The organism is Campylobacter concisus (genome assembly GCF_002913715.1).
GTDB lineage: Bacteria > Campylobacterota > Campylobacteria > Campylobacterales > Campylobacteraceae > Campylobacter_A > Campylobacter_A concisus_AG.
In genome coordinates this window covers 129,326-142,186 of record NZ_PPCE01000001.1, presented here as the reverse complement: position 1 = coordinate 142,186, position 12,861 = coordinate 129,326, and the positions used below count along the sequence as shown (strand labels likewise).

Sequence of the window (12,861 nt, the reverse complement as noted above, 5' to 3'; positions counted from 1 at the left end):
CATATTCGCGCTGACTCGCGTTTTTATCCGTTTACGCTAAATTTTCCGCCCCGTGCACCTCGCTACCGCCGTCAAATTTTCGCTCGTCCTCGGCCGAGTTTTGCCCCGCGTTAGCTGCGCTGCACTGCGCTCGCCAAAGCGCCTCTATCATCGCGCCGCCCATATTTCCGCCGCCGATGAAGCCTATTTTTACGTTTTTCATTTCGCCGACTTTTTTAGAGTGCCTATTTTGACCGCCTTGCCCGCGATCGCCGTATTTACTGCCGCGCTATCCGCCCAGATCGCCCCCGTGACCTGCCCCGGCGCCAAGGTATAAACGCCGCCCGTTTGCGCCTCGTCGCTCGCCTTAAAGTCGTTGCCCGCGACCAGCTCATAAACGACGTTCGTGTCGTTTTCAAATTTGATCGCCACTTTTAGCGTCGGCTCCATTTTCTGCTTCGCCGCGCCCGCGTACTGCTCGAGTATGTTTTTGCTAAGCTTGCCGTAGACATCGCCGTCTTGGCTTAGATATATCCGCACGGCGCGCTTATCCGAGTTTTTGCCGCCCTTTTCGCCCTTGCCGACGCTAACGCTCATCTCATAGGCGGTTTCTCCAGTCGGGAAATCCTTAAATTTAGCGTCCGGGACAAAAACCCGCACGTTGTCCGTTACCGTTTTCGTAACGTGCGTCTGCGGCGTTATATCCGTTAGCACGATCATGGATTTCACGTCCGAGCCTTTGTCCGAAACAAGCGCGGAGATCGGTACGCGCGTAAGCAGCGTCGTCTAGTAGCAGCCGCTAAAAATAAACGCGGCGGCGAGAGCAAAGATAAATTTTAGTTTTTTCATCGGTTTCCTTTAAATTTTCGCCGATTCTAGCATAAACTAAGCATTTTTGTATTGATTACATTAAAAGCAAAAATAGAAAAGTAAGTATGGTATTTTAAAGTAAAAATGGTTTTAAGGTTGATAAATTTTAAATAAGAGAGAATGACTCTATTTCGTCTTGAACAAAGCCAACTTAAATAAATAATGCAAAAAAATATGAGAAATTTATAGAAATTTATTTGCTGTTTTTAGAGTTCAATTATTAGCCCCTTTACAAAGGGGCTGAAATGATAAAATTTGATTAGAGTTTTGCTTTTCTTTTGCGTTCTGTTGGATCTAAATAGCGCTTGCGAACGCGGATATTTATAGGCGTAACCTCGACCAACTCGTCATCTTCTATCCACTCTAGCGCGCGCTCAAGGCTTAGCTTTCTAGGTGGGACAAGCTTGATCGCATCGTCACTACCGCTAGCACGCACGTTTGTTAGGTTTTTACCCTTGATAGGGTTTACGTCAAGGTCGTTTGGACGGCTGTGCTCGCCGATGATCATACCCACATAGACTTTTGCTTGTGGATCAAGAAATAGCACGCCACGATCTTGCAAGTTAAATAGCGAATAAGCAAGCGTTACGCCGTTTTCCATCGAAACTAGCGCACCATTTGTTCTGTGCTCAACGGTGCCACTAAGTGGTCTAAACTCCAAAAAGCTGTGGTTCATAACGCCCTCGCCTTTTGTATCAGTCAAAAACTGGCTTCTAAAACCGATAAGGCCGCGCGCTGGGATCTCAAACTCGATCCTTGTTTGGCCATCTCCTGTTGGGTTCATAGAGACCATTTCAGCCTTTCTTTTGCCTAGTTTTTCTATGACTGTGCCTGTCGTATCATCAGGTGCGTCGATAACCAAAAGCTCATATGGCTCGCATTTTACGCCGTTTATCTCTTTTACGATGACCTCAGGTCTGCCAAGTAAAAACTCATAGCCCTCACGGCGCATATTTTCAGCCAAGATAGTGATCTGAAGCTCGCCACGACCGCTTACTTTAAATTTGCCCTCGCCGATGTTTTCGTATTTCATCGCGATATTTGTCTTCATCTCGTTTGCAAGGCGCTCATCGATCTTATTTGATGTGACGTGCTTGCCCTCAGTGCCTGCTAATGGGCCATCATTTACAGAAAATACAACGCTAAGTGTTGGCTCTTCGATATGGAGAGGATCTAGTGGATGAGGATTGTTTGGATCAACGACGCTATCGCCAACGTCAAGCGCATCAAAGCCAGCGATCGCTACGATGTCGCCAGTACCAGCTTCGTTAATATCGGTTCTTTCAAGACCCATAAAGCCAATTAACTTTGAAATTCTACCAGTTGTCTTTGTACCATCAGCCTTTGCAAGCATGACATTTTGATTTTTTGATATCTTACCGTTAAAAATTCTTGCAATACCGATCTTGCCGACGTAGTTATCATAATCAAGCGTGAAAACTTGAAGCTGGAGTGGGTTTTCATCGCTACCGCTTGGAGCTGGTACGTGAGCTAGGATAGTCTCAAAAAGTGGCTGCATATTTACATTTTCATCACTTAGTTTTAGCTTTGCATAGCCATTTTTAGCAGCGGCATAAACGACTGGAAATTCTAGCTGCTCATCATTTGCATCAAGTGCAACAAAAAGGTCAAAAATTTCATTTATAACGCGGTCTGGATCACCTGCTGGCTTATCTATCTTATTTACGACGACGATTGGACGAAGCCCTAGTGAGAGTGCCTTTTTGACGACGAATTTAGTTTGTGGCATAACGCCCTCTTGCGCATCAACAAGTAGTAAAACGCCATCAACCATCTTAAGAACACGCTCAACCTCACCACCAAAGTCGGCGTGACCTGGGGTGTCGATGATGTTAATCTTTGTATCTTTGTAGCGAATGGCAGTATTTTTAGAAAGAATCGTGATGCCACGCTCTCTTTCGATGTCGTTGCTATCCATTACACGCTCGCCAAGGTTTTGATGCTCGTTAAATGTTCCTGACTGTTTCAAAAGCTCATCAACCATTGTTGTTTTACCGTGGTCGACGTGTGCGATAACGGCTATATTTCGTATCTTTTCCAAATTTTTCTCCGTTTATTAGTTTGCTATTTTTCGTTTGTCAGTTTTAAAATAGGGGCAGATTATAGCCAAATTTTTATAAATTTTAAGCTGATATCAAGAAATTAATTTTTGGAATAGATTTTGCATGCTTGGCATTAAGTTTAAAAATTTGAAAGGTTTAAATGCAAGCTTACACAGCGAAAAACAACGTAGATTTGCTAGCTCCTGCGGCTACTAAAAAGCCTGCAGCTGCGAAGAAGTCTCAAAACAACGGCGAGTTTTTGTCGATGGTTTTGGATGCGGCTGCGAGCAAGGCAAATAGCGGTCAAAAGATTACCGAAAAGGATGTCAAAGAGATAGTAAAAACGGTTACCACTCAAAAAGAGACACTGCAAAAAGCTCAAAGCGAAAGTGCGGCAAAAATTTCAACCGCACTTGAAGAAAATTTGGACGAAAATACAAAAAATGAGCTTTATGAAAATGCAAATTTCATGCAACTTTTGCAAGTTTTAGAAATTCTAAACGGCAATGAAAAAGTAAGTAAATTTCCAAATTTCAGCGACAAAATAGCGAATTTCTTAAGTGTGCCTGAAAACGTCGAAGAGCTTAGCAACGTTAAAAGTGTTAGCGATCTTATCGACCTTGCTAAGAAATTTGACCTTGGCCTTGAAAATATAGAAATTTCAAATGATGATGTTCCAAAACTAAATGAGATGTTTAAAAGTTTAGGCAAGCAGGAATTTTTCACGCCGATAAAGACTGAGGATAAGCCTTTTTACCTAAAAGAGCTAAAAAACAAGGTCGAGCAAACTATCATCAAAAACGAGCCAAAAGAGGTCGTAAAGCTTGATACTTTACTAAAAGAGGTAGTGGCAAATCCAGTCAGCGAAGTTAAAAATTTAGTCAAAGAAGAGCCTAAAAAGCTAGATGATAGTGAAGTAAGGCTTGATGATGAGATAGTGGATGTTGAGCCCAAGGAGCAGCCAAAAGAGCCAAAAGTAAAGGTAAATTTACACGAGCAAAAGGTGCAAAAAGCCCCAACTCTTGAGTCGTTACTCTTTCCAGAAAGAGAGCAGATGAGCGAGACTGAGCCAAGTGAGGAGACCTTTAGCAGTGATAATAAATCAGAGCTAAATCAAATGGTAAAAGATATCGCTAGTAGCGCTAAACACCAGCTTCAAACAAAGGCGGAGATAAAAGAGACGCTTAGTAACTTCTCTTCTACGCTAAAAGAGCAGGTGCAAAACTACAAAGCGCCAATCACTCGCTTTAACATCACACTTAATCCCCTAAATTTAGGCGAGGTTGAGATCACAATGGTAAATCGCGGCAATAACTTACATGTAAATTTTAACTCAACCACGGCTACGATGAATCTCTTTTTACAAAATCAAGCCGAGTTTAAAAACAGCCTTGTAAATATGGGATTTACCGAGCTTGAGATGAATTTCTCAGATCAAAATCAAAGACAAGATAAAAAAGAACAAGCAAAGAATAAATACAGCTCAAATCAAAGCGATGAGAGCGAAAACACTCAAGCGGAACAAAGCTTGCTTGAGCTAGTAATACCAAGATATATTTAGGAGAGATAATGGCTTCAGTTTCAGATATAACTACACAAACAACACAACAAAAAAACGCCGAGAAAAAGGCAAAAGCAAAGCAAGATGCGGCAGCTGGCACAGGAACTAACCCAAATGCACAGCTAGATAAAGATGCATTTATGAAGCTACTTTTAACAGAGCTTCAGTATCAAGACCCAACAAGTCCTATGGATACTGAAAAGATGCTTACACAAACTAGCCAGCTAGCATCACTAGAGATGCAACAAAATACAAACTCAGCTATGAAAGAGCTTGTAAATCAGTTAAAATCAAATGCAAATGCCTACGCCATATCAGCTCTTGGAAAAATGGTCTCAACTGGTTCAAACTCAGTTTTACTAACAGATGAGCAAAAAACTGTAAATTTTGCACTTTATTTTAAATCAGATCTTGCAAATGGTAAGCTCGAAATTAAAAATGCAAATGGAGAGGTCGTTCGTTCAATCGATATAAAAGATCTAAAGTCAGGAGTTCGCAGAATATCTTGGGATGGCAAAGATGATTCTGGAAAACAATTACCAAACGGAGCATATACAGTATCTGTTAATTACACTGGAAAAGATGGTAATTCATACAAGACTCAAGTAGGTAGCTATCCTGTTGAGGCAGTAAAATTTGTAGATGGCAAAGCCATGATAAAAATCGCGGGCGAATATATCCCAATGGATAAAATATCTGAATTTTACGAAGGATAAAAGCCATGATGAGAGGTTTTTACAACGGAATTAGTGGCATTAAAACACAAAGCTTTGGCATGGATGTTTGGGCAAATAATATTTCAAATATCAACAATGTAGGTTTTAAAGCTTCAATCCCTGAGTTTAAAAATTTAATCAATCAACATATGGCTTCAGCTGGAAGTGGTCCAACTAACAATCAAGTAGGTCTTGGAGCTACAAAACAAACGACAGCTTTAAAGATGACAAATGGTAGTTTTCAAAATACTGATAATAACTTCGACCTAGCCATAGGCGGTAAAGGCTTTTTTGGTGTCGTTGATAAAAATGGTAGAAACTACTACACAAGAACAGGTAGCTTTGATATAGATGGGGCTGGAAATTTAGTAGATAATAAAGGCAACTTGCTTCTTGGTACATTAACAAGTTTTACTCCAGTCACCCCAAGTGCTAATGCTCTTAGAAAATATGGTCAAACAAAAGGTACCACGCAGGCATTTACTGCAAAAGAAGAGGATCTAAAACTAGGCGATACTGGCTCACAAAAAGGTATAAATTTACCTCATTTTTTATATATGCCAGCCAAGCAAACAAAAAATATAAATTTAAAAGGTAACCTAGATTCAAGCCTTATAACAGATAAGCGAACAACAGCCATTGATGCGGCAAATTTTAATTATACACTCGATAATACAAACAAAACTATCTCACTAAATGGACAAATCCCACTAAGTCAGACGAACTTTGGTGCAAAAGCAGGTGATAGCGTAGTGGTAAAAGTAAAAGACGGTGATGGTAAATTTAGTGAGTTTTCAACCACGCTAGAGAGCGATGGCAGCTGGCATATAAACAATAAAAGCCTAAAATTTATGAATTTTGCTAGCTTAGATGTAAAAGCTGAAGTTACATCACTAGTTGAAGTAGCTAATAAAGAAAAACTAAGCTCAGAGATATATAACAGTGATGGTACAAAGAGCTTAGTAACTATAAATTTTACAAAGCAAATCCCTCAAGGTGGCAATCAAACTACCTGGAATGCCACAGCTACGATAACTGATGCTAATGGTGTTGTACAAAATACAGCTATGGGAACACTTACTTTTGATGGTAGCGGTAGGCTTATTACAAATACATTAACAAGCGTTGGAAACGTAGCTTTAAATTTTCTTGGCGATGGAGATGCAAATGTCTATAATGGCATAACAAGCTCGGCCAATTCAAAAAAAGACTTTGTCATAAAAGCAGATGGCTACGCCGAAGGAAATCTCACAAAATATAGCGTCGATGATCGTGGAAATATCATGGCAAATTTTGACAATTCTCGCTCATTTATAGTTGCAAAAATAGCTCTATTTCACTTCCAAAATGAACAGGGCATATCAAAAGTAGGTGATAATCTCTATGAAGCAACTCCAAATTCAGGTGAAGCATTTTTTTATAAAAATAAAGCTGGTGAGACCATTTATGGCTCACAAATTCTTGCAAATAAACTTGAAATGAGTAACGTCGATCTTGGTCAAGCGCTAAGTGAGGTTATAGTCACACAAAAGGCTTATGAGGCTAGTGCAAAAAGTATCACAACAAGTGATGAGATGATTCAGACTGCTATTCAGATGAAGAAATAATTTTATGCTAGTTGATGATTAAAAATTTAAAATGAATGATAATTTTAAGAATAGAGTTTAACTTCGTTTATTAAAAACTCATAAACTCTTTGCTGAACTAAAATTTCTTCCTCACAGCCACTCATCAAGCGACGAAGATGAGAAAAATCTATCTTTTTGGCGTATCTTTTATGATCTTTTAGGTCTTTATCAATGCTTAAAAGTAGTGCATCAAGTGTGATCCTATCGTTTCTTTTAACTCTTGCTACATATTCTTTAACAGTTTGGATCAAAAAGTCTTTTCTGGTTTGGTCATTTTCATAAATTTCATTTGTAATGTCATTTAAAACAAAAAAATCATCTTCGTCTGGGTCAAATTTAGCAGAGATCATAGCGGCAAAAATTTTTGCACGAAACTCTAAAGATTTGTGATGATAGATAAAAAAATCTCTAAAAGCTGATAAAAAACGAAGTTTAAACTTTCCAGACATTACTCTACTTTTTGTGAAATTTTGGCTGATTATATACTTTTAAAGCTAAATTTTTAAAAATGTAACTATAAAACAAAATTTAAGTATAGTTTCTGTATGATTGCGAAGCTCCTTCTTAGACCTGTGCAATGCTTTTTATGAGCACCGCTTCAGGGTGGGAACACAGCAGAGCACTTGTATTAAGTGTGTGCCGCAGTTATCTGAGAGGGGGTCTTTCTAAACCAAAATGCTCATTAAAATCATCACAAATTTCTAAAAAATCCACTCCGTCGATCTTAGGTTTTTCGCTAAAAAATTTATACATATTATTAAAGCCATCAGTTAGTTCTTTTGACTTGACACCGTAGCTTATAGAAATTCCAGCTTCTATGTAGGCTGAGAGTTTGTCGCAGTATTTTAGTGCTTTGCCATCGATCGGGTTAAATTTATCCTCATTTACGTTTTCCATAGTCCCTTCGTGGCAGATGATCTTGCGCTCATAAGTTCTATTTTCAAACTCATCTTTTATAAATTTTTCACCATCTTTTCTGATACCAAGGATGTAACTAAACTCATCTTTTATTTTTTCTGGTACAAATGGCAAAATCCTCTCATCAATAAGCCTCATCTCATACTCGCTGATAATCTCATTTAGCCCCTTTACACCGTATTTTACAGGGCTTATGATGTCCCTTGTGAGGCTCTCTGGTAGGTCGTGAAATAGTGCACAAAAGAAGTTATTTTCTAGGCGTTTTTTGCAAGCTTTTGCTTTTAGTGAATAAAAATAGCTAAGTATCGCAACTACTAGCATATGTCCTAAGACCGCAGTTTCAGGGATACGAGGCGTTTGCGCCCAGCGTTTTTGAAACCTTAGCCTACCACTTAGATCAACAAGGCGGGCTAATTTTTGATTCATAGCGATCTTTCTAACGCCAATTAGCTCGTAATAATCCTCCATCTCCTCCTCAACCTTGGCTTTAAGCTCTTCTATATCGCTTAAAAACTGGCTTGTTTGATAGACGATAGAAAATTCCCACCTCGTGGCAAGATAGCTGGCTGCTTTTAGGATGAGGCGCTCTTTTTCATGCTTTTTATCACTTTTAAAATAATTTTTAAATCTCTCTAAAAACTCCCCATCTTCAATATCTGAAATAAGGCTATCAAGATTACTTAAAACCCAGCTATTTATCTGCTCTTTTTTTGTCTTTTGGATGTGATGAAAGACGTCTGGACGTATGTCTGTGACTACGACCCTACTTAAAAACTCAAAAATTCCAGCCTCAATGATATAGTTCATATCGGCGTCTTGTTCTTGTTTTGCTATGAAATAAGCGATGATAAATTTATGAGCTTGCTTATCAAGCTCGACTAAATTTGTCATCTTTGGATAGTCGTTCCAACGTGATATAGATGCTGCTTTAAAGATATGTTCTATAAGCTTAGCACTTATCATTATTTATCCTTTTTGACTACTTTTGGCTTCTTATCATCGGCATAGCTTATCTTTCTAAAGCCCTCTTTGTTTGAGCTTCTTCTTGGTTTATCATCTTTTTTAAATTTATCATCTCTGCTGCTTCTATTGCCACGATCACTTGTACTTCGTCTCTCGCGTGGCTTATCACTAAAGTTTCTCTCCCTACTTTTTGGAGCAAATTCTTTCTCTTCAGCTGGCTTTTTTACGACTAGATCAGAGCTGATCTCGATAACTGTATGAACATTTCCACGTGGGTTAAAGTCGCCCACTATCTTCATAAATTTAGGCTCAAGCTTTTTCTCTAAAACAGAGTAAATTTCATTTATACTATCTTCATGGCTGATATTGCGGTTCATAAAGCTATTTATATAAAGCTTTATCGCTTTTAGCTCGACAACCAACTTATTTGGAATGTATTCAAGATATATGGTCGCAAAGTCAGGATAACCAGAGCGAGGGCAAAGGCAACAAAACTCAGGCAGAGTGATCTTTATGACATAGTCCCTTGTTTGCTTATTTTCCCAGACCTCAAGGTCACTCTCTACATCAAATTCTTTTAAAATTTTCTCGCCATACTTCATCTCTTCGCTCATTTTTTATCCTTTTTCTTTTAAATATCCAAGTGTTTAACGTCTTTTGCGTGGTCTTGGATGTAGTTTCTTCTTGGCTCGACCTCATCGCCCATGAAGAGATTAAACGTATCAGAAGCGCTTATAGCGTCGTTTATATCGATCTTTAAAAGTCTTCTGTTCTCAGGATTCATCGTAGTCTCCCAAAGCTGCTCAGGGTTCATCTCACCAAGACCTTTGTAGCGCTGGATATATGCACCTTTTTTTGCATTTTTCTCTACTTCATCAAGCACGTCTATAACGTCACTATGCAAGTCTAGGCCGCGCTCTTTTATCTTTTGGCTGATATAAAGTGCCTCTTCGTAAAGTGGGTTTGTGAATAAATTTTCATTTACCACAAGCTCTTCTAAGCCACTTTCAGTTTGGACATAAATTCTAACCTCATCTTCACTAACGTAGTGGTTTAGTATGTTGTGGCCCTCAGCTTTTAAGAAGTCTCTTAAAATTTCGAAAATTTCATTGTAGCTTTTTGAAACGATGTCTGGATTTTCTATCATATAGCGGATCGCTGAAAGGACATTAAAGCGTTTTTCAAGCTCTTTTAAGACGCTTCTATAAGCTGCAACGATCTTTAAGAAATCAATTAAATCTGCACTACCGATACCCTCTATATCAACGCCCTCGATACCAGTTTCGATAAGAAATTCATTTAGTGCCTTTTCATCTTTTAGATAAATTTCTTTCTTACCTTTTTTATAGCGGTAAAGTGGCGGCTGAGCTAGGTAGATGTGGCCGTTTTCTACAACTTTATTTAAAAATCTAAAGAAGAATGTTAAAAGTAGCGTCTGAATGTGGCTACCATCGACATCAGCATCGGTCATGATGATGATCTTATGATATCTAAGCTTTTCAGCGTCAAATTCATCTCCTATGCCGCAGCCTAGCGCTGTTATCATATTTTTTATCTCATCAGACTTTAAAATTTTATCCAGTCTTGCCTTTTCAACGTTTAGAATTTTACCCTTAAGCGGCAATATCGCTTGGAAAACTCTATCACGTCCTTGCTTTGCAGAACCACCCGCAGAGTCACCCTCCACTAGATATAGCTCGCTAATTACTGGATCTTTGCTTTGGCAGTCAGCTAGCTTACCAGGTAGTGTGCCTATGCTCATGCTCTCTTTTTTGCGAGTTAGATCCCTAGCTTTTTTAGCGGCCTCTCGACCACGAGCTGCCATTAGGGCTTTATCCATTATTGCTCTTGCTTCGATAGGATTTTCTTCAAAATACTTTGTAAGCACTTCAAAAACCATCTTTTGAACGATAGGTTTTACATAGCTTGAGCCTAGTTTGCCCTTTGTTTGTCCCTCAAACTGCGGCTCTGGTACTTTTACGCTAACAACTGCGATAAGTCCCTCGCGGATATCTTCGCCAGTTATCTTTGTATCTTTTTCACGTGCAGCAGCATTTGCTTGAACGTAGTTTGTGATAACTCTTGTAAGGCCTGCTCTAAATCCAGCTTCGTGTGTACCACCATCTGGAGTTTTGATGTTATTTACAAAGCTTAATAAATTTTCACTATAAGTGTCGTTGTAAAGTAGTGCAAAATCAACCATAACGTCATCTTCGCCACCGCTAAATGATACTGCTTTACTGACAGCATTTGCCTTGTTCATATCAGTTACAAAGCTCTCAAGTCCGCCCTCAAAATGAAAGCTCTCGCTCCTGCCATTTCTTTGATCTTTAAAATTTATAGTTATCTTTGGGTTTAGATAGGCTAGCTCGCGAAATCTTTTTACTAAAATTTCGTCATCAAATTCAGTCACTTCAAATATACTATCATCTGGCCAAAACTCGACTTGTGTGCCTGTGCGGTTTGTAGTTTTTATAACTTCAAGATCGCTTTGTGGGATACCTTTTGCAAATTCTTGTCTATGAAGTTTACCATCACGTTTGATATTTACGACTAACTTTTTAGAAAGGGCATTTACTACAGATACACCAACGCCGTGAAGACCGCCAGAGACCTTATAAGTGTCCTTGTCAAATTTACCACCAGCGTGAAGCACTGTCAAAACAACAGTCGCAGCTGAAATTTTCTCAGTCGGGTGCATATCTACTGGGATACCACGGCCATTATCGCTGATGATCGCTGATCCCTCGCGTGTAAGCTCAACGTCTATCGTATCGCAGTATCCTGCCATCGCTTCGTCAATAGAGTTATCAACGACTTCGTAGATCATGTGGTGAAGACCGCTTATATTAGTATCACCTATATACATGCCTGGGCGCTTCCTGACCGCCTCAAGCCCTTTTAGTACTTTGATATTTTCTGCGCCGTAATTATTTTCCATAATCTTGCCTTATCTTATAAATTTATCGGCATTATTACTGTTGTTAATTCTTTTGAATTTACAACAAATGCTAGTGAGCTTTCATTAAATCCAAGCTCAAAATTTTCATCCTCTATGCTACTTAAAAAGTCAAGTAAATATCTATTTTTTATACCTATGAAAAATTCATCTCCAAGCTCTAAACCAGTTTGATAATCTATCGTAGTTTTTGCTTCAGAGTTATCTTCTATAACACTTTCAAATGTTATATTGTCTTTTGCAAAGGATATTTTCATTGTATCACTTAGCATTGAGATAGTTTTTATACCCTCTATCATCTTATCTCTACTTAGTTGAAGTCTTTTTCTGACCTCTTTTGGTATGACACGCTCGTAATCTGGGAATTTACCATTTATAAGTTTTGTGAAAAATTCAAAATTTTGGCTTTGAGCGATTAAGATATTTTCATCATAGTAAATTTCTATCTTGTCAAAAAATAGTTTTTGTATTTCATTGATAGCTTTTTTAGGGATTATTAGTGAAAATTCTTTTTCAGTTGGTGTTTGAAATTTAAATACACTAAGTCTTCTCGTATCAGTACCGACTATATTTATAAAGTCTTGTTTAATATCAAGGAAAGCACCATTTAGTTCAAATTTTGGGTTATTACTATCAATACTTGGTAAAATTTTCTTTAAACTTCTTCCTAACATAACAGCATCAACATTAAATTTTGATTTACCCTCAATCGTTGGAAATTCTGGGAAATCTTCAAATTTATACATTGGAAGTTTATATTTTGAGTTTTTTTGTTTTATATAAAGATAGTTATTTACAGTTTCTAACATCACTTCTTCGTCTTTTAGACTTTTTATAATGTCAAGTAGTTTTTTGCCATTTGCAGTTGCGTAACCTTCATCTACGATTTTTACGTTACTTAGTTTATATGCTAGACCTATTTCATGATCAGTTGCTTTTATATTTAAAACTCCATCTTTTGCTGAGATATAAATGTGAGAAGTTATAGCACTAAGATCTCTTTTTTCAAGATATGGATTTGTATTTGTTACTATGCTTTCAAGCATATTTTTGTTTATTAAAACCTTCATTAAAAACTTCCTTCTATTTTTAAATTTAATTTTTTTGTTTTAGTAGGTGATGTTAAAAAGTGAAAATTACTTTTAAACATCGAAATACAGCTATTTGAAATGTGAAAAATTATATTTTCTTTTTCACATTTATT

Annotated in this window: 10 protein-coding genes, 1 other RNA gene and 1 pseudogene; 4 read left to right on the top strand and 8 right to left on the bottom strand. The window is 38.0% G+C overall.

Annotated features, from left to right (window positions below; genetic code table 11):
- Positions 1–31: 31 nt before the first annotated feature.
- From CYO92_RS09405 to typA, 3 genes are all read right to left on the bottom strand, one after another.
- Complete coding sequence (locus tag CYO92_RS09405) at positions 32–202, bottom strand: NAD(P)-binding domain-containing protein (protein ID WP_258030569.1); 171 nt, start codon at positions 200–202, stop codon at positions 32–34.
- Positions 199–708: a hypothetical protein gene (locus CYO92_RS00765; protein WP_258030570.1), complete on the bottom strand. Its 510-nt coding sequence runs from the start codon at positions 706–708 to the stop codon at positions 199–201. The genes CYO92_RS09405 and CYO92_RS00765 overlap by 4 nt, the downstream gene beginning before the upstream one ends.
- Before the next feature lie 400 nt (positions 709–1,108).
- Positions 1,109–2,911: a translational GTPase TypA gene (typA, locus tag CYO92_RS00760; RefSeq protein WP_084109967.1), complete on the bottom strand. Its 1,803-nt coding sequence runs from the start codon at positions 2,909–2,911 to the stop codon at positions 1,109–1,111.
- Between the two features lie 1,205 nt (positions 2,912–4,116).
- Here typA and CYO92_RS09615 point away from each other — a divergent pair.
- The 3 genes and pseudogenes from CYO92_RS09615 to CYO92_RS00745 all read left to right on the top strand — a co-directional run.
- Positions 4,117–4,360 (top strand): annotated as a pseudogene (locus CYO92_RS09615) (flagellar hook-length control protein FliK); the annotation flags it as partial.
- Positions 4,361–4,481: 121 nt separating this feature from the next.
- Positions 4,482–5,189 (top strand): flagellar basal body rod modification protein, encoded by a 708-nt coding sequence (locus CYO92_RS00750; protein ID WP_103589235.1) that lies wholly within the window; start codon positions 4,482–4,484, stop codon positions 5,187–5,189.
- Positions 5,190–5,194: 5 nt separating this feature from the next.
- Positions 5,195–6,796, top strand: a complete 1,602-nt coding sequence (locus tag CYO92_RS00745; protein WP_180997819.1) for a flagellar hook protein FlgE — start codon at positions 5,195–5,197, stop codon at positions 6,794–6,796.
- 44 nt (positions 6,797–6,840) lie between these two features.
- On the opposite strand, the gene CYO92_RS00740 is transcribed toward CYO92_RS00745, so the two are convergent.
- Positions 6,841–7,266 carry a hypothetical protein gene (locus CYO92_RS00740; RefSeq protein ID WP_072595304.1) on the bottom strand — a complete coding sequence of 142 codons (426 nt, stop codon included), beginning with the start codon at positions 7,264–7,266 and terminating at the stop codon, positions 6,841–6,843.
- Positions 7,267–7,378: 112 nt separating this feature from the next.
- Between CYO92_RS00740 and ffs the strand changes: the two genes are divergently transcribed.
- Positions 7,379–7,476, top strand: an RNA gene (ffs, locus tag CYO92_RS00735) — signal recognition particle sRNA small type.
- On the opposite strand, the gene CYO92_RS00730 is transcribed toward ffs, so the two are convergent.
- From CYO92_RS00730 to dnaN, 4 genes are read right to left on the bottom strand one after another with little or no spacing between them, the layout of a single operon-like run.
- Complete coding sequence (locus CYO92_RS00730; RefSeq protein ID WP_103589234.1) at positions 7,463–8,698, bottom strand: HD domain-containing protein; 1,236 nt, start codon at positions 8,696–8,698, stop codon at positions 7,463–7,465. The two genes, ffs and CYO92_RS00730, sit on opposite strands and share 14 nt — an antisense overlap.
- Positions 8,698–9,312, bottom strand: a complete 615-nt coding sequence (gene queF, locus CYO92_RS00725; protein ID WP_258030571.1) for a preQ(1) synthase — start codon at positions 9,310–9,312, stop codon at positions 8,698–8,700. The genes CYO92_RS00730 and queF overlap by 1 nt, the downstream gene beginning before the upstream one ends.
- 17 nt (positions 9,313–9,329) lie before the next feature.
- The gene (gyrB, locus tag CYO92_RS00720; RefSeq protein ID WP_103589233.1) at positions 9,330–11,639 is read right to left on the bottom strand and encodes a DNA topoisomerase (ATP-hydrolyzing) subunit B; all 2,310 of its coding nucleotides are present in this window, start codon (positions 11,637–11,639) and stop codon (positions 9,330–9,332) included.
- 14 nt (positions 11,640–11,653) lie between these two features.
- Positions 11,654–12,727: a DNA polymerase III subunit beta gene (gene dnaN, locus CYO92_RS00715; RefSeq protein WP_103589232.1), complete on the bottom strand. Its 1,074-nt coding sequence runs from the start codon at positions 12,725–12,727 to the stop codon at positions 11,654–11,656.
- Positions 12,728–12,861 lie beyond the last annotated feature (134 nt).

Coding starts and splice junctions, on each gene's coding strand:
- gyrB (WP_103589233.1), bottom strand. CDS start 11,639: ATGGAAAATAATTACGGCGCAGAAAATATCAAAGTACTAAAAGGGCTT.
- CYO92_RS00750 (WP_103589235.1), top strand. CDS start 4,482: ATGGCTTCAGTTTCAGATATAACTACACAAACAACACAACAAAAAAAC.
- CYO92_RS09405 (WP_258030569.1), bottom strand. CDS start 202: ATGAAAAACGTAAAAATAGGCTTCATCGGCGGCGGAAATATGGGCGGC.
- CYO92_RS00740 (WP_072595304.1), bottom strand. CDS start 7,266: ATGTCTGGAAAGTTTAAACTTCGTTTTTTATCAGCTTTTAGAGATTTT.
- CYO92_RS00730 (WP_103589234.1), bottom strand. CDS start 8,698: ATGATAAGTGCTAAGCTTATAGAACATATCTTTAAAGCAGCATCTATA.
- CYO92_RS00745 (WP_180997819.1), top strand. CDS start 5,195: ATGATGAGAGGTTTTTACAACGGAATTAGTGGCATTAAAACACAAAGC.
- queF (WP_258030571.1), bottom strand. CDS start 9,312: ATGAGCGAAGAGATGAAGTATGGCGAGAAAATTTTAAAAGAATTTGAT.
- dnaN (WP_103589232.1), bottom strand. CDS start 12,727: ATGAAGGTTTTAATAAACAAAAATATGCTTGAAAGCATAGTAACAAAT.